The organism is Marivirga aurantiaca (assembly GCF_016679925.1).
Lineage (GTDB): Bacteria > Bacteroidota > Bacteroidia > Cytophagales > Cyclobacteriaceae > Marivirga > Marivirga aurantiaca.
In genome coordinates this window covers 637985-661558 of sequence record NZ_JAEQBW010000001.1, presented here as the reverse complement: position 1 = coordinate 661558, position 23574 = coordinate 637985, and the positions used below count along the sequence as shown (strand labels likewise).

Annotated in this window: 24 protein-coding genes and 1 pseudogene; 8 read left to right on the top strand and 17 right to left on the bottom strand. The window is 36.1% G+C overall.

Annotation, left to right across the window (positions count from 1 at the left end):
• Positions 1-190: 190 nt before the first annotated feature.
• On the bottom strand, positions 191-1444 hold the full coding sequence (locus JKA74_RS02845) for a porin family protein (RefSeq protein WP_201429642.1): 1254 nt from the start codon (positions 1442-1444) through the stop codon (positions 191-193).
• Between the two features lie 249 nt (positions 1445-1693).
• Here JKA74_RS02845 and JKA74_RS02840 point away from each other — a divergent pair, with 249 nt between their 5' ends.
• The gene (locus tag JKA74_RS02840) at positions 1694-2065 is read left to right on the top strand and encodes a hypothetical protein (protein ID WP_201429641.1); all 372 of its coding nucleotides are present in this window, start codon (positions 1694-1696) and stop codon (positions 2063-2065) included.
• A 49-nt stretch (positions 2066-2114) separates the two neighbouring features.
• On the opposite strand, the gene map is transcribed toward JKA74_RS02840, so the two are convergent.
• The 10 genes from map to JKA74_RS02790 all read right to left on the bottom strand — a co-directional run bounded on the left by map (position 2115) and on the right by JKA74_RS02790 (position 11143).
• Positions 2115-2879: a type I methionyl aminopeptidase gene (gene map / locus JKA74_RS02835; protein ID WP_201429640.1), complete on the bottom strand. Its 765-nt coding sequence runs from the start codon at positions 2877-2879 to the stop codon at positions 2115-2117.
• 89 nt (positions 2880-2968) lie between these two features.
• On the bottom strand, positions 2969-3451 hold the full coding sequence (locus JKA74_RS02830; protein ID WP_201429639.1) for a Gmad2 immunoglobulin-like domain-containing protein: 483 nt from the start codon (positions 3449-3451) through the stop codon (positions 2969-2971).
• Between the two features lie 126 nt (positions 3452-3577).
• Positions 3578-4027: a GNAT family N-acetyltransferase gene (locus tag JKA74_RS02825; RefSeq protein WP_201429638.1), complete on the bottom strand. Its 450-nt coding sequence runs from the start codon at positions 4025-4027 to the stop codon at positions 3578-3580.
• Between the two features lie 37 nt (positions 4028-4064).
• Positions 4065-4733, bottom strand: a complete 669-nt coding sequence (locus JKA74_RS02820) for an FMN-binding negative transcriptional regulator (protein WP_201429637.1) — start codon at positions 4731-4733, stop codon at positions 4065-4067.
• Between the two features lie 305 nt (positions 4734-5038).
• Complete coding sequence (arr, locus tag JKA74_RS02815) at positions 5039-5482, bottom strand: NAD(+)--rifampin ADP-ribosyltransferase (protein WP_201429636.1); 444 nt, start codon at positions 5480-5482, stop codon at positions 5039-5041.
• A 285-nt stretch (positions 5483-5767) separates the two neighbouring features.
• Positions 5768-6313 carry a hypothetical protein gene (locus tag JKA74_RS02810; protein WP_201429635.1) on the bottom strand — a complete coding sequence of 182 codons (546 nt, stop codon included), beginning with the start codon at positions 6311-6313 and terminating at the stop codon, positions 5768-5770.
• Between the two features lie 564 nt (positions 6314-6877).
• Positions 6878-7294, bottom strand: coding sequence for a hypothetical protein (locus JKA74_RS02805; RefSeq protein ID WP_201429634.1), 417 nt, complete (start codon positions 7292-7294; stop codon positions 6878-6880).
• A gap of 205 nt (positions 7295-7499) precedes the next feature.
• Positions 7500-8396 (bottom strand): SRPBCC family protein, encoded by an 897-nt coding sequence (locus JKA74_RS02800; protein WP_236587482.1) that lies wholly within the window; start codon positions 8394-8396, stop codon positions 7500-7502.
• A gap of 66 nt (positions 8397-8462) precedes the next feature.
• Positions 8463-9254 (bottom strand): hypothetical protein, encoded by a 792-nt coding sequence (locus JKA74_RS02795; protein WP_201429632.1) that lies wholly within the window; start codon positions 9252-9254, stop codon positions 8463-8465.
• Between the two features lie 128 nt (positions 9255-9382).
• Positions 9383-11143 (bottom strand): DUF6119 family protein, encoded by a 1761-nt coding sequence (locus JKA74_RS02790; RefSeq protein WP_201429631.1) that lies wholly within the window; start codon positions 11141-11143, stop codon positions 9383-9385.
• A gap of 347 nt (positions 11144-11490) precedes the next feature.
• On the opposite strand from JKA74_RS02790, the gene JKA74_RS02785 reads away from it, so the two are divergent.
• The 6 genes from JKA74_RS02785 to JKA74_RS02760 all read left to right on the top strand — a co-directional run bounded on the left by JKA74_RS02785 (position 11491) and on the right by JKA74_RS02760 (position 15846).
• Entirely contained in the window at positions 11491-12045 is a 555-nt protein-coding gene (locus tag JKA74_RS02785; RefSeq protein WP_201429630.1) for a DUF2975 domain-containing protein, read from the top strand.
• 3 nt (positions 12046-12048) lie between these two features.
• Positions 12049-12255, top strand: coding sequence for a helix-turn-helix domain-containing protein (locus tag JKA74_RS02780; protein ID WP_201429629.1), 207 nt, complete (start codon positions 12049-12051; stop codon positions 12253-12255).
• Positions 12256-12628: 373 nt separating this feature from the next.
• Positions 12629-13147 carry an RNA polymerase sigma factor gene (locus tag JKA74_RS02775; protein WP_201429628.1) on the top strand — a complete coding sequence of 173 codons (519 nt, stop codon included), beginning with the start codon at positions 12629-12631 and terminating at the stop codon, positions 13145-13147.
• Between the two features lies 1 nt (position 13148).
• A complete protein-coding gene (locus tag JKA74_RS02770; RefSeq protein ID WP_201429627.1) occupies positions 13149-13796 on the top strand; it encodes a hypothetical protein in 648 nt (215 codons plus the stop codon).
• Positions 13797-14174: 378 nt separating this feature from the next.
• Positions 14175-14768, top strand: a complete 594-nt coding sequence (locus JKA74_RS02765) for an ankyrin repeat domain-containing protein (protein ID WP_201429626.1) — start codon at positions 14175-14177, stop codon at positions 14766-14768.
• 25 nt (positions 14769-14793) lie between these two features.
• The gene (locus JKA74_RS02760) at positions 14794-15846 is read left to right on the top strand and encodes an acyltransferase family protein (RefSeq protein ID WP_201429625.1); all 1053 of its coding nucleotides are present in this window, start codon (positions 14794-14796) and stop codon (positions 15844-15846) included.
• Between the two features lie 127 nt (positions 15847-15973).
• On the opposite strand, the pseudogene JKA74_RS02755 reads toward JKA74_RS02760, so the two are convergent.
• The 6 genes and pseudogenes from JKA74_RS02755 to JKA74_RS02730 form a co-directional block, all read right to left on the bottom strand.
• Positions 15974-16347 (bottom strand): annotated as a pseudogene (locus tag JKA74_RS02755) (endonuclease domain-containing protein).
• Positions 16348-16742: 395 nt separating this feature from the next.
• Positions 16743-18068: a hypothetical protein gene (locus JKA74_RS02750; protein WP_201429624.1), complete on the bottom strand. Its 1326-nt coding sequence runs from the start codon at positions 18066-18068 to the stop codon at positions 16743-16745.
• Positions 18069-18073: 5 nt separating this feature from the next.
• Positions 18074-18979, bottom strand: a complete 906-nt coding sequence (locus JKA74_RS02745) for an AAA family ATPase (RefSeq protein WP_236587481.1) — start codon at positions 18977-18979, stop codon at positions 18074-18076.
• An 88-nt stretch (positions 18980-19067) separates the two neighbouring features.
• On the bottom strand, positions 19068-19562 hold the full coding sequence (locus JKA74_RS02740) for a GNAT family N-acetyltransferase (RefSeq protein ID WP_236587480.1): 495 nt from the start codon (positions 19560-19562) through the stop codon (positions 19068-19070).
• An 86-nt stretch (positions 19563-19648) separates the two neighbouring features.
• Positions 19649-20743 carry an MFS transporter gene (locus tag JKA74_RS02735; RefSeq protein ID WP_201429623.1) on the bottom strand — a complete coding sequence of 365 codons (1095 nt, stop codon included), beginning with the start codon at positions 20741-20743 and terminating at the stop codon, positions 19649-19651.
• Between the two features lie 96 nt (positions 20744-20839).
• Entirely contained in the window at positions 20840-22699 is a 1860-nt protein-coding gene (locus JKA74_RS02730; RefSeq protein ID WP_201430168.1) for a M1 family metallopeptidase, read from the bottom strand.
• Between the two features lie 234 nt (positions 22700-22933).
• Between JKA74_RS02730 and JKA74_RS02725 the strand changes: the two genes are divergently transcribed.
• Positions 22934-23572: a DUF4290 domain-containing protein gene (locus JKA74_RS02725; protein WP_201429622.1), complete on the top strand. Its 639-nt coding sequence runs from the start codon at positions 22934-22936 to the stop codon at positions 23570-23572.
• Positions 23573-23574: the final 2 nt, after the last annotated feature.

Here is a 23574-nt window from a genome sequence, read left to right as displayed (position 1 = left end):
ATTTGCAAGGTTTCTGTCAGGGAAATACGAAAACTTGCAGAAAAATCAAAGCTTTTACTTAATAAAAGCTTTGATAATCAGCTATTTAAATAGTTTTTAAGGGTCAACTATTTAGTTATTGACAAGATGCGAGCTTAACATTCTTGCACTTCTGCTCATATATTTACTTATTACAAGGTTTTCGGTAATTTTAGAATTTATAGCCTAACAACAAAAAATACCTTTTTGTTGAGGACGATAAATTCGCGTATCCTGACATTCCATTTCCTCCTTCATAACGAATCTCAAAGGATAATTTATTATGTTTTATACCTGTCCCTAAAATATAGCCTTGCTCATAACGCCGTGAACCTTCGAGTGCTGATTCCTCAACAACTCTTTCTGATGCATAAAGTTTTGAATCTATCTTTTTATAATTTTTTTCATTTATAGCCAATCCATTAGATATTCCGCCATTAATAAATAAAAATAGATTACCAATTGGATATTTAAAACGTAACAAACTATTAACCTTCAAATAAGAGTATCCTATCTCGGTTGATGTTATTGTATAGTAGCTTTCATTCCTAAACACCTCATATTTACCTTTTACCTTATAAGTTGTAAATAAAAGTTCATTATAAATTGACCACTTCCTTTGGTTTCTCAGTAATAGAACATCCAAAAATAGCCCAGTTGTGAAATCAATTGATGAATTATATTCTGCATCAACAAGATAATCAAAAGCACTACTACCGAACTTTAAAGAAGTTAAAGAAGCTCCTAAAAGTGCCCCAAACTCTATATCAATTTTTTCTCTTTCTTTTTGAAAAGAAATATCGGATTGTGTACAATTATAATAATCTTGAAATAATTCCATTAAGCTATTTAATTTATATTGAGTTTTTTCCAATTTTATTGTTGCACAATCCTTTAGATAAAGACTCAACTGACCTAAATACTTTTTATTATCAATTATTACATTTTTATCATCTTTTTGTTTTAAGTATCTTTTGTAAACTAGTAGTTCAAATCCTGTACCTTGTTTAATATAAAAATTTTCACGACCCTCAGGTTTTTGATAATAATATAAACTTTTTTCGCCCCTTATAAGTACCTGTAAAAAGGTAGTATCCACTATTATTTCAAGTTGAGGGCTATGTTGTAGACTATTGGTTTGTACAGAAGAAATTTCAGTATTAACAATCCCCCTTACATATATTTCATTTCCCATTGCAAATTCAAGTATTTCAGTCGGTTCATAAGTAACTGGATTACCTTTAAGATTATTTTTGAAAGTAACTCTATTAGGGTTTTTTTTCCAATTTCTGTAATCCAATAGACCAAAGATTGTATCGTTGCTATTCTTAATAATATAGCCTGAAATAAAATTTTCTTGAGCAGATACGATATGCCACTTTAAAATCCCCATTATAACTAGTACAATTATTATTAATCTCTTCATTACTTCATTTTTATGGTATATAATAGTAAGGCATTTTTATAATCGCACAATAATAAAAATAAAATGGATAAGAACCCTGTCTTTATTACTGAAAGTTGGAGGTAGAAAGAAGGATGATAAAGTGTTGTCGACAGAGCTGATGATGGTATAAGTATACTACGTATATTCCGGCTTACGAAGGCTAATCACTCACTTCCAACTTTTTTAAATCAAGAAGGTGTCTTAAACATCAAACCTTAATCTTTCTTTATGAAATCGATATTATTTGGATTACTCTTTTTAATAAGCATCTGGGCTTGTGAACCAGAATCAGCTTACATCTCAAAAGATTGTGTCTACGTTGCTACAGTGGAAGACCTTACCGGATTGGATGGTTGCGGTTACCTCTTTAAGCTGGAAAATGGAGATTATCTTGAGCCTGTATGGCGATGGGGGTTCTGTGGAACACCTCCCCTACCTGAAGGTGCTACGGAGGATTCTTTATGGAATTTCAACTATAAAGCTGGTCAACGCGTACGGCTAGGATTTGAACCTGCTAATGACGTAGGTAGCATTTGCATGAAAGGAAAGCCGGTGATAATTACATGCCTTGAGATTATAGATGAGGCACCTGTGGAATAAGAGATGAAATTAATTGAAGGTAAGTATGCAATTGACTAAAAAAGCACTCTTACCTCCAAATTTCATTACAAGCTGTTAATATAACCGGAGCGTGATCTGTTATAAGGATTGTCTGTTCATGTTGCGTTACATATCCTCCTTTATTTCCGACTAGTGTCCATCCGTCATTTAACTCTACTGCATAGGAAGAAGTGGTGGAAATAAAAGTTTCAATAGCAACAGTCGTATTTTTTTGAAATCTCTCGCGGTTGGCTTTTACCCTATAATTCAGAATATTTTCAGGCTCTTCGTGTAAACTTCTGCCCACTCCATGACCAGCTAAATTTTTAAGGACTTTAAATCCTGATTTTTTAGCTTCTGTTTCTATTATATCGCCAATATCCGCGATCTTAACTCCTCCTTTAATATTTTGAATGGCTTTTTGTAAAATTTGTCTTGATGCATCCACCAGAGGTTGATGATGATGAATGTCTTTTCCCAATACAAAAGAACCTCCATTATCAGACCAAAAACCATTGAGTTCTGCTGATACATCAATATTAATTAAATCTCCTTCTTTCAATATTTTCTTGGCTGATGGTATGCCGTGAGCCGCTTCTTCATTTACACTAATACAAGAATAACCGGGAAAGCCATAAGTTTCGTAAGGTGCAGATTTAGCGCCATAGCTTTTTAAAATGCTGCCGCCATATTCATCTAATTCCTTAGTGGACATACCCACTTTAGCATATGCTCTCATCAGTTTAAGCGTGGTTCCCACCACTTCACTAATTTTTTGCATTCCTATGAGTTCGGATTCTTTTGTAATTGACATTTTTAAGTTTTTTCTATTTGACTACGACACCTGGTGTTATTAAAATTTCGTATAGTTCTCCTACCTTTTTTATAATCGTTTGCAAACAATTAATAAAGTGGAATAAATAATTCGTGTTGACGACTGCCATCTTTTGCACTTGACTCAAACAATATTAAATGCAAGCTGGAGTTTTCCCGCTTCTTTTTAACATCTATAGTGAACTTAAAATCTCCCCATTCCGGAGCTCCCGCGTCAGTCATTTCATGTCCCTTTTGAAGCTCATCATGACCATCCTCTACTACCCATCCAAAATTTGCTTCAAATATTTGTGCCTTACCTTCAATAGTAAATTTATGCTCCCCTATTCTTTCAACAGTAACATCTTTAAACCTTTCATTAGAAAAAACCTTTTCTTCAGCTGAGGAAAGAGGTTCCTCAATATCCTGTTCTACCTTAGGTTGAACATTTACACTATCCGTTCTAGTGGTTGATTCTTTTTGTGATTGATTAGCATTACATCCTATCAAAAAAGTAATGGCTATCATTAAACAAGCGCCTTTCATCAGTATATTTTGGTAATTTTGATTCATTTGTTTTTTATAATTTTCCCTGGCCAAAGACTTCATTTTTAACTAGACGATATGTTGGTGAATGTTCAATTTGTTTCAAGCACTTCCCCCACATTACGCTTATATTGTTAGCATGGTTCTCTTCTCTTAAATTTTATCGGTAAATGAATAAGTGAAATGTATTGCATTCATTTCATTTGTGAAATCAGTCTTTCTGTAAAAATTAACAGCTTCAATATCGTCACTTTCTGCTTCCACATATGCTTCATCAAAACCATTTGCTTTGCAAAAACTACATACTTCTTTAATTAGTGCCTTGCCCATTCCTTTCCCTTGAAAGTCTGGTGCAATCCCCACGTCATAGATGTATGCTAATGGTTTAATATTGTAATACTGCGGCAAAACATAGACTGTCAACCCCCCGATCACTTTGTCGTTCATTCGAACAACAAAAACGATAAAGTTCGGGTTAGAGAGTAATGCACTTAGATGTTGCGGGTCAGGTGTCTGAAAATCATTCTCAAAAACTTCCTTAAAGATTTCTATTAAATTTATAAAATCCTTCGTTTCGTTTTGATTAAGTCTTTTTATTTCCATTGTCTTATAGGTAATTTTCTAGTTGATTAACAAATAATCAGGAGTCAAATTTAGCACCATCCCACTCCACTCCGGGCGGAAATAATTCTGATTTTCTTTTCTTCATTTCTTCTGCAATTAAACCACTATCACCACCTTGTTCTTCAAGTTTTGAAATAATGTTTAAATAACTCTTCTCATCTCTATTCTGACTGAGTTTAAATACGTTCTCCATTTTCTCTGCCTTGATCTCAAAACCAACAATGGCAGGCATCATTTTGCTTGAATATGAATTAGGTAGATTATCGTAAATAGTTAATGACTGTGTGTTTCCCTTTTCAAATTTCAGGGTGAATTTTCTCATAAACTGAATTAACTTTTCAGAGGTCATAAAATTCATCTCACCACTAATATGAACACTCATGTAATTCCAGGTTGAGCCTGTTTGTGGATTGGTGTACCAGGAAGCACTTACGTAAGCACTGGGGCCGGTAAACACCAGCAAAGCGTTTGGGTTCTCCATAAAAGATTTATGATGATCGGTATTTCGCATGATGTGTCCTTGTAAAAACAAGTCACCATTTCTTTCTTCTAACAGAATGGGTATCTGTGTGGCAACTTGCTTACCTGATAAACTACTTCCTGTCAGGAAGGCAAAGGGATGAGCTTCTATGAAGTGCAAAATTGTTTGTTTGTCTTTTTCCTTAAAGTATGAAAAATTGTACATTCTATTATGATTATTTTGATGGTATTTCTGTTTACTATGACCGCTAATGGTCGTGTTATCGGTTCGTTTTTTCTCTTATAGCCTGAACAAAGATGCACTCTTAGACATCTTAGATAAAGATAGCAAAAAGAGGGAATATTTAAATCAATGCAAAGCCGCTATAGTTGATGAGTCTGTGAGTGCTTCGTTGTTTATTTCACAAATTTACCGGAATTATTCCTTACATGATCTTCGATCAATCTCATGAATTTTGTGTAGATGGGAAACTACAGTCACTTCTTGATTTCTATTTTAGCATTTTCAATTTAATCGTTTAGGGAATTAATGCCTTGTTCTTTAAGCCGTTCAAGATGTTCTTTCATGGTTTTAACTTGCTCTGCCGGGTGTCTTTGCCAAATTGTAACTTCTCCTACCACTTTAAACGGATGGGTTGAACGATACGATTTAGTGGGATTACCCGGGAATTTTTTATCTGTCAAGTCAGGGTCATCTTCAATTGCTCCGGTGGGCTCTACTAAATAAATTCTTTCTTGCCCTTCACCAAAAGCAAGTTCAGCACCCCAAATAGCAGCGTCCAATGTTGCGGTCAGAAAAATGTATTTCACATTTTTCTTTTGCCCATAGTTCGAGTTGAAACCCACTTCAATGAGGTCTCCAACTTTTAAATCTGCCTTTGTTCCGTGAAAGTAAGTTTGCTGAAACGGGCTTTGGATAGTAGCACTTGAATTACTGTTGACACTCTTTGTCATAGCTTTATTTGTTAAATGGGTTATTTACTTATTACTGTCCGACTTTAAATTATATTGTTAGAAATAAAGGCTGCTAATCGTTGTTAAGCCTGTTTTCAGACTCACCCAGCCAAAGGCTGGCAGGCTCCTGATTCGTCTTCGACAAATCCATATTTTTTTAAATCTTTATTGGCACTTCGATCACTAATTTAAAATGGCTGCTCCTGATTTTCCCTTCTCTACAGAACCTGTCCCATCGGGAAAAAAGAAGGGTATCTATCAAACCAGTAACAGCGACAGTAGTTTTTATCCAATTAATTTATTCTGTTCTTGTTTTAATTTATTGTATGATTTTTCTGCATATTCCAAAATACTGGTTGGGTAATTGAGTAATGATAGATGCTCACTAAAATCATTTCTAGACCATTGGGAAATAATGGGTTTGTATGATTCGAAGTGTGCGCACAAGTCACTTAATGGTTTCGGAAAATTATTCTCGATGATTAAGTCCCCATTTTTCAGGATTAAATGATAAATTTCGTTATTAATTGGTTGAAAAACTGTACAAATCCAAGTTCTCCATAATTCCAATTCTTTTTTAGTTGGTGGTTCGCTTTGGTCAAAATAACCCTTAACATGAGTTCTGTTTTTCTTTCTAAATTCAATCCAGGAGGCATTTGATGAAGCTGTCAGACTGAATAATGGTCCATAAAATTCTTTCAACTGACGATTTATTCTATCCAGTTTGTCTTTCCGTTTGGCCAGTCTTATATCATTAAAATATTTTGCTAAATAACCTGAAATGGCTAATGATACAGTTATTATGCTAGTGATGATAAATTTATCGTCCATTTTCTTCAATTACTGCTAACCATTCAACAAGTGACTCATTAATTACGCTTATCTGCTTTATATTTTATCCGAGATCAAACGCTTACAAATATTTACAATTTCTTCTTCTTGTGCAAGATGTGTTAATACCTTTGTAATTCCATTCCCTAAATCATCGAAAAGCAAAACAAAATACCTACATATAGTTATTAACCTGAGTTCGATTGTTATTGAATACCGTCATGCCGGAAAATTAAGACTTACCTTTTCAAAAAGTCTTAATTTATGCTGCCTGTGCCGACCCATCGGCATATCTCATGCTAAATATTTAATGAGATCACGGATAATTTTCTTTTTATGAAAATGTAATCCCGATCCATCGGGACCGAAATAGCCAGTCCCGCACGAGCGGGAACGTTCTAATAAGTTTTTAGCACAATTTTAAAATTGAACTCAGGTTATTAGTTTGGCCACAAAGTAAAGGAATTGAGATAATATTAACAGGAACTTGAATTATAATGTATCTTAAATTATCATTGAAAACAATGAGGTTTTAAGATAGGATTAGTTGCTTTTTCATGCTATTTAGGTAATCATGAATAATATCCCTAAAAGCGTTAAAACACCAACGATAGTGGTAAATATTCCCGCTTTTCTTGATTTTGTAAACCCAGACAGAGAAATTATTCCGGCTAAAGAAATGATACCAAGAAAGAATGACAAAACACCTATAATTCTAGCTAAATTGATATCACTATCAACAACTTCTAATGGATAGCCATCAGTTGTCAACATTATTATTTTGGTCATAGAAAAAACATTAATAAGAAAGCAACCTGCGGCAACTGTTGCTATTCTAAGTATATTGATTACAATACGGCTCTTTGATTCGTAAACCAATAAATTTGCTACCACAGCAATGGAAAAGCCGCTCAGCAATGCTGTTGTTAAAAGTATTTGATGTGCAAGTGCGTTCCAGTATTCTAAAGGGAGTTCAACCATACCTAATTCCTTTTTCTGGTAATTTATTAAATTTCTCTAATATTATTTATATACTCTATAAGTTTCTGATCAATAAGAGCTATGATTATTTTCTGGCAAACTGTTCGTTAAGCATATGGCTTGGTGGTAGTTTTCAAAGTGCTCTCTCATCTGCCCTCACCAAACTTTCCTGACTGATGAAACCCCATTCATTCATAGGTGATGTTTACCCACTGTATTTATTTTTCAAGTCTTTTCTCAAATTGCTGAATACGTATTCATGTTCCTGTTCAATCCCAATTTTCTCTAATGATCTCCAGTAGAACCTCGGATACAGTTCGGAGGTATAAGTCGTTATTCTTGTCATTTTTGTCTGTCCGTTCTCTAACTCGTCAAAAAGGTAGATTGCTTCTTTAAAACCGAGCCATTTTCTTCCTGTTAACTGATAGTCAATTACGTCCATTTTTAGGATTTTGCCTTTTTCAAGCTCGGTTATCTTTTCAACTATTTGTCCTCCTTTAAAGTAGCATGTCCTTATCCCGCCCACTTTTTCTTCTTCAAGCACGCACTTTTGCGGGATTGGTAAGTCAAGTTTCATTAAGAAAGGCTTTTCAGCGTCAAGTGTGTCAACTGACTTTATTGTCTCATAAACCTGAATGGGGGAGTATGGAAGAATTACCTCTGATTTAACTTCAGTTACAAATTGCTCATTTTTTGTCAGTTCTGTTTCTATGAATGCAAAAGTCAGGAATAGGCAAAACGGTAAAATTGAGCTTTTAATCAAATTGTCTTGCTTGTCGGAGTTTTGATACTTCTTAATTAAATATTTTAGAAATGCTCCAAGGGCTATTGCAATCAATACCAAAGGCATTGCCATTAAAACACATACCATACCTTCAAGTCCACCAGCTAAAAGTGAAATGAAGAAAATGGCAAGAGAAATGATAAGTCCCCATAAGCTAACTGTCTTAATTGTTGATTTCCCTAAAATGTATCCAAGTAAAAAAGGCAAGAAAACAAAGAATGACAATCCGTATCCAATTAGTTCGTAGTGAAGCAATGCGAAGCCTAAAGACAAAAATGTCAGACTAATTATTATTGATATGGTGAATTCTCTTTTCATATGGCAGGTAACATTAAGTATATGTGGCGTAGCATCCCGCAGGGTGCTATGATTTCTTAGCATTTGTTATGGTGCTTCTACATTTTCAAAAAACATTTGGGCTGAATTTGAAGAAGCTACAATTTTCATTTTTACGAATTGGTTTCTATAGTTCGGTCTAGATTTTTTAAAGTTTTTATCTTTAGGAGGTATAATTATAACCTTTGGTTTTACAATACCATAATCATATGTCTTTGATTCCTCACCTTCTTTGTTAGTTGTAAACGGGGCCCTTCCAATTAAGAAATTGTCAGTAGGATACCCATTTTTCAAATTAATTTTAAAATCTTTTATGTGATGGCTAGAGGGGAAAATCCACCTTATTCCATCAATTGGATTCCAAAAATAAATTCGGTCAAACTTATGTTTGGTATTGTTAGCTGCTAAAAAAATTAGTTCTATTATTGAAGGATTCTTATATCTCACAGTATTGTCTTTTTCTGACAGTGGTGTATGAATCAAAAGCCAAATTTTGTCAGAGTTAGAATTCTTTTTATATGATTCAATCTTGGAAACTTTTTTTAAAATTGCTTCCTTAACCCATTCATGTGGCTCTTGCGGCCATACGACACGTATAGCAATTGCTTCTTTGCTTTTAGATAATTCTTTGAATCTAGTATGAACATATTTGTAAATCCTTCCTGGAGGAATTTGGGTACATTCGCAGCCTATTGTATCATTTTTGAATTGAAACGATAGATCAGGCTTATCTGCTAATTCTCTTTCCATAAATTTTGAATCAGGATCCTCAATTTTTAAAAGATTTAGAAGGTCATGCCCAGTTTTACTTTCTTCTATTGAATTCTTAGGTCTAGTCATTTATTAAATCGTATGCACCATAACGCCAAGTTAAAATCCGTAGGCTTGGCCTTTATTAATTTCTTTAAAAATATCTGATTCAAATGTCCTTTGCAAGTAGCTCATGGGCCTAGGGATTTTAGCATATGTTATGCTCTTTTTACTTCTATTACTTTCAAAGGATAGTTATTGCCTTGCATGTCTCTGACACTTTGAATGATTGAAAATTTAGCAATGTTAGACTTGAAATCTTGAATGTTTTCAGCAACCTTTTTATTGATTTTGTTGTGACAAAAGGCAATAACATATACAATGTCTTTTTTGAATTTTAAACGAAAATCGTCTCTAGAAATGGGATCGCAGCCAAAATTAGCACTTTCCGAATACCGCTTGTAGACTGCATCTACGAAATGAAAATCAGATTTCACATCGTTCCATAATCTATTAGCAGAAATAGAAACTTGATTAGTTACATCTCTGATTTTGGCATCAAAACCTTCTTTTACATGGATCAAGTAGATATTACTATCTGTTTCATAAAGTAAATCACATAACTCAATATTTTGACCTAGCATCTTATCGAGAACAGTAAAATTTTCTTCTTTTAGATATTCTAAATTGTACGTTCCTTCATCCATATCTTTAGACCAGATTTTGGTCATCGGGTTGGGACTCAACTCATTTGATTGAAGCATTGAACTGCATTGATCATTAATGGTATCTATAAAATCTCCTCTAACCTTGTACCAAATATTGTCAATTAGAAAGTAAGGACTATTATTTACAGAAATCTCGCAAGTTAGATGATTAATAAACATTGCCTCTGTTTTTTTCTCTTCACCTACAAAACCCCTTATTCTAACTCCCGACAAATGCTTTATAAAACTCCAAGCGTCATGCTGATCAACAATGTCATAGAGATATTTCAGAATTTCATAATACAATTTTGTGCGATCTCGTGTCTCGAAAAATGGAGTTTTAGCTCCTTTTGTATAAGCTGAATAAATATCGCATTCATAAAACAGGTTTAGCTTTTGCGGATGAACAAAGTCAAAATCCAAGTTATTTGAAGTTGTGGATCCTGTCGTACTTATCCTTACCATATCATTCCTTAAATGATCATAAAGAGCCATTTCTAAGCTATCCTTACAAAATTTAGGATCTCTGACACGTTCAAATCTACTTAAAGGTTTACCTGTTCCATTTTTCTGGATTTCAACCAATTTTAATATTAATTCATGAGTCTGTTTGAACGACAATCTCCATTTAAGACAAAATGAAGACCCGATTTCCAAATAAACACTTTCATCATCAAAATCAATAAAATCAAATACTGAGTCTTTTAAATCTTGCCTGAGCAACAAGTAAAATTTGTTAGGAACTCTTCCTATTGATAATGAATCGATAAGCTTTTGCTCATTCCTGTAGGTTTTCTGTTCAGAGGTTAAATTACCAGTAACCCCACGTGACATTTGAGAATGTACAACGTCATTCTCTGGATCAGATATTTTCTCATATAAGTCAAGACCAAAGGAGTGATTTATAAATTTCTTGATCACAGAAATTCCCTTACCACCAATAAGAGCAAAAATCTCCGATTCAATCAGAATAAAAAGAGCGAAGGAAGTACTCTGTATACTAAAATCATGTTGCTCTGTAATTTCCTTAGGAAGAAAGTTCTTCCATATAGACTCCTTGTCTACTTCATTGAAAACATACAGTGAATAATTTATTGGCTCAATTTCCAAACTTGAGCGCTGATCTTCCAGTTCATATGGGGTTTCGAATCTCTCTTTGTGATCCTTAATTATATGCTCTACTATTTCTTGGGAGCTAGATAAGTTATTGAACTCGTAAAAGTTCGTATTAATCTGATAGACTTTTATGTCGTGATGATTTGAATGAATCATATTATTTGTGTCTATCTATTGAGCATAACATTTAAATACGTGCACCTCAAGGTAAATATATCTCCTTTATATTTTTCCTACACCCGACAACAACGTTTATCAATGCTTACAAACAGTTCTTCTTGTGCCAGGCACCTTAAAGTTTTCAACCTACTTCCTTTCTCTAATATATCCTAACTTTTCATCGAAAGGCAATGCAAAATACCTAAATGTAGGTAGTGGTTTGGCATATTGTGGCTAAAAACACCTTAATAAAAATAAATTTATCGAAATTCAGACTAAATTTATTGTTTTTCAATAAATATTAATTGATATTTGTATTATAATTTTTAAACTACTGAATAAATATGGAGATTAAAATCACAACCCAACAGATTTTGAAAGTATTGCAAATACTTTCGTGGCTCATTTTTATTGGCCTATGTATTGAAGCAGGCGGAATTGCTGTCAATACTTTTATTACACTTGTGATAAATCCGCTTGGTGCAAATAATTTTTGGGAAGGAGCAGATTTATCAAGGCTTTACGACTATGATTCCGGACATTTCTTTGTCATTACGTTTACAATGACTATTGTCGCAGTGTTAAAGGCCATTATGTTTTACCTAATTGTAAAATTGTTTACGGAAAAGAAGCTCAATCTATCTCAACCTTTTAGTTTAGATCTAAGGCGTTTCATGCTACAGTTATCTTATTTGGCTTTAGCTATCGGCTTGTTCTCTTATTCCGGGATTAATTATTATGTATGGTTAACTAAACAAGGATTAAAAACAGCCGATCTGCAGTCATTACACATGGCAGGAGCTGATGTATGGCTTTTTATGGCGGTTATTCTTTTTGTAATTGCCCAAATTGTAAAAAGAGGAATTGAAATCCAATCTGAAAACGAATTAACTGTATAAATCATGCCAATTATTGTCAACCTGGATGTGATGATGGCCAAGCGGAAAATGTCACTGAATGAACTTTCAGAGAAAGTGAATTTAACGCTGGCCAATCTTTCCATCCTTAAAACCGGAAAAGCAAAAGCCGTTCGATTCAGTACGCTGGAAGCTATTTGCAAAGTGCTGGATTGCCAGCCGGGGGATTTATTAGAGTATTCGGAAGAGTAATATTCAGATGCAAAATTACAACCTAATAGCGGGATTATACTTTGTTCATAAACCTTGAGATAGCTTTCTGTTCAGTCCTCAATGCTATTAAGTTAAGCTTTTATTAAACCTCAACCTTTCATCCTTCTCTCCCGATTGGTCGGGACAAGCTGATGGGAGAAGGAAAATTGTCTTAACTTAATAGCATTGGCTCAGTCCTAATCGGCTTATTAAAAAATATTTTAGTGATAAGTGTGAGATTTCGTGAGTAGCTGCGAATAATAGAATAAATCAAATGGAAGTATATGAAGTATTCAGAACTCAACAATCCACTACCAGAAATCTTCGGCTGCTACTTATGCACACAAAGACTGCTGTTAAGCCTTAGTTAAATATGGGGAATACAATCAACACAGCGGACAATTTCGATTTTGACACTTTTATTGAGGGCAATAAAGGAATTATTTTCAAAGTAGCAAATTCCTATTGCAGAGATGCGGAGGATAGAAAAGATCTCGTACAGGAGATTATCATTCAGCTATGGAGATCCTTCAGCAGCTTCAATCATTCTGTCAAACGCTCTACATGGACCTACAGAGTAGCTTTAAACGTGGCTATATCTTTTTACAGGAAAGATGTCACGCGGAAAAAACTCACTACTGAATTATCGGGAAGCCTGGTAGATATCATTGCTGAACATGAGCCTCCGGAAAAAGAGGAACAGTTCCATCAGCTTCAAACTTTTATCGCTGAGCTAAAAGAGATGGACAGGGCACTGATGATCCTTTACCTGGAAGACAAAAATCAAAAGGAGATAGGTGAAATTCTGGGGATTAGCGAAACCAATGTTTCTACTAAAATCGCCCGCATTAAAGACAAATTGAGAAGGAAATTCTTATTAACCGACCAATGACATGAACGAATCAGAATTAAAAAATATATGGAAATCGTACGATAGCAAAATCGAAAAGGTTTTAGCCATCAATAAACAACAGTTGCATGAATTGCAGTCTGAAAAAGCCGGCTCTAAAATACAATCCTTCATCCGAAACCACATTTTGGTGATGCTGCTTGGCCTGGTCTGGATTTTCTTCCTGAGCTTTCTAGTTTACCACACCCGCGACAATATTTACTTTACGATATCCGTAGGAGCTATTATACTATTCAATGTTTTTGCTGTGCTCCTTTATTTACGGCACATTATTATTCTCAGCCAGATTGATATCAGCGAAAGCATTACTGCAACACAGCAGAAGTTGGCCCAAGTCTACACTTCCTATACACAAGCTGGTCGGGTGTTATTGCTGCAAGCTCCTTTCTTCTGCACCTGGTGGTACACTGAGGAGCTGGTGCAAAATGGTGGAGTGGTGTTATGGAGTATTCAGATCGTAGTAGTCGCGTTTTTCAGCTTCCTGGCAATTTACCTTTTCCGGAAACTGTCCATGAAAAACCCTTCGGACAAATGGCGAAAACTGTCCAATAAGCATTTTGGTGCTGAGAAATTGCAGAAGGCAATGGATTTCTTAAAGGAGATTGAAGACTATAAAAAAGAAGATAAATAATGAGCACGTGCTCATTCTCACTATCTATCGTCCGGTTTTACAAGAAAAAAATAAGCTTTAATTAACAATAGAAACTGTTATTATGAAAATCGCAGAAACGTACCTTAGTAGCAGGTATTTGTACTTTTCTTATACCTTGAGCCATCTGATTTTCCTTTTAATCTTTTTTTCCCGCATGGCGGGAACAAAAATATCCTCACCACACAAACCCAACTCTGCCCGGATTTTTGTCTGCCCACCCGCTTTCGTCCTTGGGGACGAGTGGGTATGCATCATGCATAAAAAATACATTTTTTCATGAAGTGAATTCTTATCGCATAACAATAAATATTGACACAAATAAATCCAATTAATAAATAATATGTAACACTGAAAATTATGAAAACGAACAAAAACAATTCTGTAAAAACGTCATCATTCAAGCTTGTATGCTTATTGACATTATTAGTAACCCTGGGCTGTAGCGATCAAAAGGGTTTTACTCAACAAAAACAATCCTCGGATTCGGAAACCAAAGCCCCGGCAGTTGATATCCATACGGCTGTGCTTACGGATAACAGTGATGCACTGAAGCAACATATTGCAGCAGGCAGTAACCTGAATGAAAAGGATCCCTATGGAGGTTCAAGTCCACTGATCAGTGCTGCTTTGTTTGGAAAAACAGAAATGGCCAAAATTCTCATTGAAGCAGATGCAGATATCAATTTCCGAAATAATGAAGGATCTACTGCACTTCATACAGCGGCATTCTTCTGCCGACCGGAAATTGTCAAAATGTTACTGGACAAAGGTGCTGATAAAACAATCAGGAATAAATATGAAAGTACAGCTTATGAATCGGTAGCAGGTCCTTTCAGCGAATTGAAGAGTTCTTATGACATGATGGGGCAAATGCTCGCGCCTATGGGACTCAAACTGGACTACGCTTACATTGAAAAAACCAGGCCTGAAATAGCCGCCATGCTTAAATAATTTTTGAGCTCTCAACTTCCCAAATATGTTACCAATAAGCAGAAGATATGACATCGATTGGCTAAGAGTGATCGCCATAGGATTACTCTTAGTTTATCATGTAGCCATAGGATTCCAGTCCTGGGGAATTATGATAGGATTTATTGCTAATGAAAACCCCTGGGAATCACTCTGGATTCCTATGTCCATGTTGAATGTATGGAGAATACCGCTTTTGTTTTTCTTATCCGGTATGGGCGTCTATTTTGCTATTCAAAAGCGAAACTGGAAACAATTATTGCAGGAACGTGCAGGCAGAATACTGCTTCCCTTTCTGTTTGGGATGTTTTTCATTGTTCCCATCAGTGTATTCATTTGGCAATACTACTACCATTGGGAGTTGAACTACAGTGATAACCCGGGGCATTTATGGTTTTTGGGCAACATCTTTGTGTATGTAGTCATATTATCACCACTTTTCTTTTACTTAAAAATTCATGAAAATGGAAGGCTAGTCAGTCTGATTAAAAAGGTATTCAGCAATCCGTTAGGTTTAATCTTTGTCTTTGCTACCTTCATTGCAGAGGCATTGTGGGTGAATCCCACTCCATACGAAATGTATGCTATGACCTGGCACGGATTTTTCCTGGGGCTGCTGGCATTTTTCTTTGGCTTTTGTTTTGTGTTGAGTGGCGACACTTTCTGGAAGATGCTCCTTCAATGGAGATGGCTTTTTATCCTTGCTGCTGTTTGGCTTTACTCCTACCGATTGTTCCAATTCCAGATGCGGGTTCCTGCTTTTCTGTTGTCGATTGAGTCAATTTTCTGGATCATCTCGGTTTTTGCGTTCGGTTATAAATACCTCAACCGACCCGGAAAAGTGCTCAACTATTTAAGCCAGGCTGCCTACCCGGTATATATTCTTCATATGATATTTCTGTTCCTTGGCTCATTGTTAATATTTCCATTAGATATTGACAGCCGATTACAATTCATTTTGGTTTTGTTGTTCACAGGAATGGGTTGTTTTGTTACTTATGAATTTATCATCAGAAGAGTGAAATTCCTAAGGCCTTTATTTGGATTGAGAATGAAGTGATAGGGCTTGTTAGAATTTTTTGTAATTCAATAACTAAGGCTGGCAGGCTAATATCCCCTTCTCTTCAGTAAAAGAGGAGGAGGGGATTAATGGTTGTTTTGTATTTAAAAACTTTAATCAGCAATAACTATAAGTTATTATAAAAGATAAATTCATTTATTGATTTTAAGGCCTCTTCAGGTTTTCCCATGATCTCATTTTTCATTCTTAATACATGAATTCCTAATTCACTCAATATTTGATCTCTGCCCTTATCATATTTTTTTGTTCTTTATGAATTCCTCCATCTAATTCTATCACTAATTTTTTTTCATGGCAATAAAAATCTGCTACAAAAAAATCTTCCCTATTACTATTACCACCATAAACAATAGGATGTTGCCTTAAGAATTTAAGTTGATTTAATTTTCTACCTCTTAAATATTTCCAAAGAATATCCTCTGCTTCAGTAGGGGCTTTCCGTAATTCTCTTGCTAATAAAATTGTTCTTTTGTGAACCATATCGCAAATATTAAAATACTAATGTATTAATATTGTCTTATTTTACAAACCTTTATTCAAATTTCAGAATATGAACTCACCCCTAATTTATCTTAGATAAATTTTCCCCTCTCTTCCGAGAATAGAGGGGAGGAATCTCCTATCGAGTAACGTGTTTTCTATTATTTAAAAAGTTTAAGATTTCACAGTGATTGTTTCCAGTATTCCCTTCTCTTCAGTAAAAGAGAAGGGTGGGCCCCGCCAGTTGGCGGGGGTCGGGATGAGTTAGAAAATCCGAAGTCTTATCAAAATATCAGTTTCAAATTATTCCTTTTGATCTTCGGTTCAAAAATTGCAAGTACTTGATAAAAAAGACACAGTCCAGATGGTTATTGAAAATTTTATTTTGAAGTAGCTTACCCTTCAGTACTTTTAGCATTCATTGCTCTTACGGCACGTTCTATTCCCGCAGGAGTCAAAGGGAACATGGGAATTAGCTGCTTCATGACCTGAATTGTGTAAGTATGTGGCCAGTACCTAAGTGGTTCAGGATTAAGCCAAACGCACTTTTTAAATTTATGTGCTATAGCTTTTAAATTGTGAATACTTAAAGAGTTTAACTCGTATGGTGCCATGGCAGCGTCACCGATCATGAAGACCCTGTACGACTTATTGTGCATTAAAAGCTTTTCAATCGATATGGATTTAGTTCTTCGCTCATCTGTAAAAACCCGATCGTAAACCGTATTGTGAAAATAGTACACTTCTAAATCATGAGCAAAGCGTGTCTTCATTTTCCTGAAAAGGTTTTGCACACTTCTCACATAAGGAGCCATAGAATAGCCTCCGTTATCTATAAGCACGATGACTTTTAATTCCTCATTTTTCTCGCTGGACATTTCCGGAATAAATAATCCACCACGTTTTAAACCTGATTTAATCGTTTGAGGCACATCCAGTTTTTCTGTGGCACTTTCTTCTATCACTCCCTTAATGGAAGCCAGAGCTGCATCTACATTATTATCATTAAGCAAAGCATCTCTGTCAATAGGGAAATAGTTTTTGTCACCCATCACCTTCCTGGCCATTTTTCCGCCTCCCTGGCCTCCCACACGGACACCATTTTTGGCAGCTCCTCCATGGCCGTAGGGAGAAATACCACCTGTACCAATCCAGTGACTTCCTCCTCCATGTTGCGTTTTCTGCTGCTGGCGGACTTTTTCCATTCGCTCAAGCAACTCTTCCAGCGACAAATCAGAATAGTCAGCCATTTTATCCAGCACTCTTTCGGTGGGTTCACTATCATTATCCTCAGGATCGCTGTCTACCTGATCGGGGTTGTCCTTGTCCCATATTTCCTTGCCTGAGATGACCTCTTTTATATCGTAGCTTGTAAGGTGTACCTGGTCCAGAAAAGTATTGACCAGCTCTTCATCCGTAAAATCACGATCGGCCTCATCTAAAAACTGGGTTTTCCATTGGGCAAATGTCTCAGAGCGAAGGATGGCATCCTGTAGCGTTTGACCCGGTGCAATCGGCACATGAAGAAAGTATTCGTAATAAGCCTTTGTAAACGGACCAATATCTGCCGGTTCTTTTACAATAATTCCCTTTAAGACATTATAAATATCTCCTAATGTCTTGATCAACCCTTTTTGCATGGCTTTCCGAAGTAAAAGCAAAGTGCGTAAATCTGCTTTTAAACCATGAGCTCGAAATTTTTCAGGAAGGGAACTTAGCATATCAATTAATTAAGACTTCCAAAAGCAGCATTGTCAGCACCAATCATACGATTAATCCTCTCCATATCGGCTTGTGTTTTGATTAAGGCACCTATTCCTTCCAGTCCCTCAATTTTTTTCACGGCCTCCTTTGGAGCGATATCACCCATGTATTTTAACCAGTTGAGTATTTCACGTGTCGTAGGAGCTCTTTCCAAGCCCAATCTCCGTAAATGGTAAAAAACATCCAGTGCCACCCGAACCACTTGTTCATCCAGTCCGGGATGGTGTTTTTCAATGATCTTTCCCATTACCTCCTTATCCGGAAAATCAATGTAATGATAGATACATCTACCTTTAAAGGCAGTAGGGAGTTCCTGTTCACGATTGGAGGTAATCACGATAGCCGGCATCTCCTCTTCGGAAATTTCAATTACCTCACCGGATTCAGGCATGATGAATTTTCGATGACTCAGGGCATATAATAAGTCATTGGGAAACTCCCTGGGTGCTTTATCGATCTCATCAATCAGCAAAACCGAATGAGGTTTGCTGTAGGCGATAGCGGCCGGTCCTTTTACTACATAATCTGCCAGGGATTCAGGATTTCGATCGCCAGTAGTGAGTTTACTTGACAATCCTTTTTCTTCCCGTTGCGCGTTCAATATTTCAATCTGAGAATCCCGCAAATACTTTACATGATCAAAGCGTGCTACAAATTGCTCAATATTGCTTTTGGAACCTACAGGATATACTTCCAGATCAAGTCCCCGGTCTTTTGCATAATGGATTGGTAAATCGGTTTTACCGGTTCCGGGTTCACCCTCTATCAAAAGTGGCATTCCAAGTGATCTTGCCATGTGAAATGCCTGGGCCAATGCCGGATCGCATAGGTATCTAGCTGATCCTGTCCAATGAGTTGTTTCTGCCATAGTGTAATAAAACTGATTGCTACAATTTTAGTTCATTAATGGACAAATATCCAATTGTTTGACGGAAGTTCAAGGGTTCGAGGTGATTTTATGCTTCCGCCTGATCAGGTGCAGCATTTCCAGAAACATCTTTAAGCTTTTTGTTTAACCAATCTTCTCTGGTCATCTCAAATTTAATTTCGCTTTCACCATGCAATCCAGTTTCTCTCCACCCTCTTTTTCTATAAAATTTTTCTGCCCTGGTATTAGGTGATGTCCCCAACCACACTTTTTCCTTCCCATTGGAAAAGTACCAATCAAGCATAAGTTTATGTAGCTCATAAGCAATACCTTTTCCTTCAAATTCCGATCTAAGGAATAAAGCCCAAATATTGCTATCCTTAAGATCTGCAATTGCAAATCCTACTATCAAATCATCAATTTCGCAGACCCAGCCTTTCCCTCTTACTGATAAATATTCTTTGTAGTCATCAATAGTCACCAGATCCGGGTTAGATAGAATATTTTCCTTTACAGAATTCCTGATAATCTGTAAGTGATTTATATCTTCAATAGTAGCATCTCTATATATCATATTATTCATCCACTTTATTGAACAGTCATTCGGCTAAGCTCTCAAAGCTAAAAGCGTTTCCCCTTTGAAGCAGTTTTTGCTAATCCAATCCATTTTCATATCATCGCTATATCAATAATGCTATTTGGTATTTCAAATCCGCAGAAAAAGATCCCCACTCCAAACACTTTATGTTCAACACTTGTATTGCGCAATGCCAATGGCAATGAACATACGTTGATTACCGCATAAAATATAGCAAAAACAAACAACAAGACCAGTAATACCATTCTATTTTCAATCAGAAATATTCCTGTCAATGTCAAAGCTGTCAATGATAAGAAAATGACCAGGTTTTTGGAAAGACTTCTATTTTGCACATAAATACTGGCCGGAATAGAGAAAACAGCGGTGACTATCAATAAAACAGACACTAACCATTTGCCACTAATGCCTACTGTTGTGTTTAGTTTATCCAGAAATTCCGGGAAGATTTCAATCACAATGCCGGATACCAAGCCTAAGCCCATTCCCACCAACAATACAATCCACAAATTGGATTTTGGTTTTACTTCGTCAGGCCTTTGCTCTTTATTTTCACTAAAGGAATCCAGTGAATTTTTCCGTAGCAAATAACCAGAAATGGAGACAATTACACCACCAAGAGCGAAAGTTAAAGCGCCTCCAAGAAAATCGATGATGTCGACAATTATCGGTTCCAATGAATAAAGCAAATCTGCAACGATAGTCAAAGCAGCAACAGTAAGTGGCAATTTGATGGAGGGAGAAAATAATTCCACCATGGAAATAGCCGGACTGGTGAAAAGGCTCATGGCAAAGAGCCATAAAACAATTAATACTGGTAAAACAAACAACACCCAATCCCCGGGATTGATCAATAGCGTAAAGGCAACGGTCATAAAAATCATGGCAGCAAAGCTCACTCCCAGCGTAATAATCCTTAATCTGTTGCCAAATTTATTGCGATACATGTCACCCAGCTTTCCAGCAAGTGGTGGTGTAAGTACCAGGATAATTCCCTGTGCCCATACCAAAAATGAGCTGTATTGTTGCAAACCAAAGGAAGCCAGTAATGCTGGTTGATAGCGATGATAGGCGATCCAACCAATAATTACTGAAGCATATAAAGCCAATAAGCTGGCCATTTGCTTCCACTGAATAGTAGTATTTTGTGTTTGTACCTGTACCATAATAAAAAAGTCTTTACCGTTCGACCAAGTTACGCAATGAATGCGCTTACCGGATTTTCAGGTAAAGACTTTTTATTGAAATACTCTCTATTCTACTTACTCAAAAGTAGCTTTTAAATGCTCTTCGATATTAATGGTGTTATTAGCCGGTTCTAAATCGGCCATTCCGTTGTTTTTATCTATCTCAATACTTTCAATTTGTGAAGCAGCACGGTCTATTTCAAAAGTATATGACGGGTTCACCCAGGGCCAATCATTTAATATTTTAACATTTTTGTCTTTTGAAAAAGATTTGTTGCCCCTCATAATACGTAAAGGAATATAGTACAACTGACTGCTACCATCTTTAAAGTTTACTGTCACTTCTTGTGGCATTGGCATTTTTCCTATTTTCGCCAGAGTCACAAATGTTTTGCCCTCAGCATCCAATACAGATTTAACACCGTAGTCAATTGTTTTGGTAGAATTTACCCAATACTCCCTATACCAATCCAATTCCAGTCCGGACTGCTTTTCCATAATACGGATGAAGTCATTATCATTAGGATGCTTAAATTTCCATTCGTTAAAATATCTGCGCATTCCTGTATAGAATACTTCTTCACCCAGAATATACCTTAACTGACCTAAGAATACTGCACCTTTAGAATAAGCAGCTCTTCCATAGGCGAAATTTGTATGGTAATGGTCTGCATGGGTGCTCATAGGCTCTTCATAGCCACTTTCTGCCAAAGCTTTGTAGCCTCGGTAATTTCCAGCCTGTGGATTATCCTGTCCCTGCTCCATAATTACATTCATCGTTTCGGAAGAAGCGAAAGAAGTGAACCCTTCGTCCATCCACTCATACAATGATTCATTGGTGGCTAAAACTGCCTGATACCAGCTATGGAACATTTCATGCACTGTAACACCTACCAAACTAGGCAAGGATCTTTCTCCCGTGATTAATGTAGCCATAGGATATTCCATACCACCATCACCACCTTGTATCACAGAATATTGCTCATAAGGATATTTACCAAAGGTTTTGTTGGCGTATTCAAATGCTTTAATGGTATAATCCTTAAGTTTTTCCCAGTTTTCAGTAGTTTTTTCATTTTTCTGATAAAGGAAGTGCAATGTAGGTCCATTCGGCACTTGTGCGGTTTCATGTGTGTAATCAGGATCAGCAGCCCACATAAAATCAATTACTTTAGGGGCTTTAAAATGCCATGTATGTTTGTCATTTTTTCCTTTTCCGGGCTTCACGCCTTCTTTTTGATAACCATGTCCTACTTCGTTAGGATTTTGAACATAACCGGTACCGCCCAAAATGTAATCTTTATCAATAGTGATTTTCACATCGAAATCGCCCCATACACCATGAAATTCACGACCTATATAAGGGTTTGCATGCCATCCCTGGTAATCATATTCTGCCATTTTAGGATACCATTGTGCCATTGAATAGGCAATACCTTCTGCATTATCTCTTCCAGTCCTTCTGATTTGTACAGGAACCTGAGCTTCAAAATCCATGGAGAAATCAACCGTAGAATTTGGCATTATAGGTTTGGCAAGTTCCACTTCCAAAATAGTACCTACTACTTCATATTTTAATTTTTTACCATCCTGCTTCAATTGATTAATTTTCTGGTATCCAATTTCATCTTCGGATAGGCCTGCAATTCTTGAGCTAACACGTGGATCAGCATCCATAATAGTTCTGGAACGTACATCCATCATACTATTGGGTTGGAAAGCATTAAAATACAAATGATAAAACACCCTTGTTAATGTATCCGGTGAGTTATTGGTGTACTTAATTTTCTGTTTTCCTGTAAACTGATGGGTTTCAACATTCATGTCTATTTCCATCTCATATTTAATGGCCTGTTGCCATCTGTCAGTTTGAGCTGTTGCAGTGTTAGCAACCAACACGCTCAATACCATCAATGCTGCTATTTTTATTTTCATCATAATTATTTAATATTCTTTAAAACTTAAAAATGAACAATTCCATTTAATTCCCCAATTAAAATTATGTAAGTATGGCTATTTACCTGATGAACAGATAAAAAAATTATGAAATTATCGTTAATGATTCAGAAATAATAGGAATAAGTTACTTTAATTAAGAAAGTCCACCTTTGTTTAGGCTATTATTTATTTCTATTTTTCTAACTTTGTTAAAGTTAACAGGAAAAAACTATGTTAGATTACAATACGCAACGACCTGATATGAAATTAAAGGAATATGGACGCAATGTTCAGATGCTGGTGAAACATCTTCATACGGTAGAAGATAAAGAAACCAGGACGCAGATGGCCTATACTGTAGTAGACCTTATTAAACAACTGAGCAATGGCCCAAAGGATGTCAATCAGGAAAATATGCAGAAGTATTGGGATGACTTATTCATCATGTCGAATTTCGACCTGGATGTGGAAAGTCCCTACCCCATGCCTGCCAAAGATATTTTAGGAAGAAAACCAGAGAGAGTAAAATATACCACCAACGAAGTAAAATTTAAGCATTACGGTAGAAACGTGGAGTTATTGGTGGAAAAAGCGATTGCGCTGGAAGAAGGGGAAGAAAAAAATGCAGCCATTTTATATATTGGCCGGTTGATGAAAACTTTCTATAGCACCTGGAATCGTGACAATGTAACGGAAGAAGCTGTAGCAGACAATATCAAGCAACTTTCTGAAGGAAGATTGAGTGTGGACATTAAAGAAGTAAAAGAAAACAATGCTTTTGATGTGATCTATAAGGACACCAGCAGACCAAGACCTGTCAGTAGCAACCACAAAGGCAAAAAACAGAATTACAAAAAAAGAAGAAACTAATC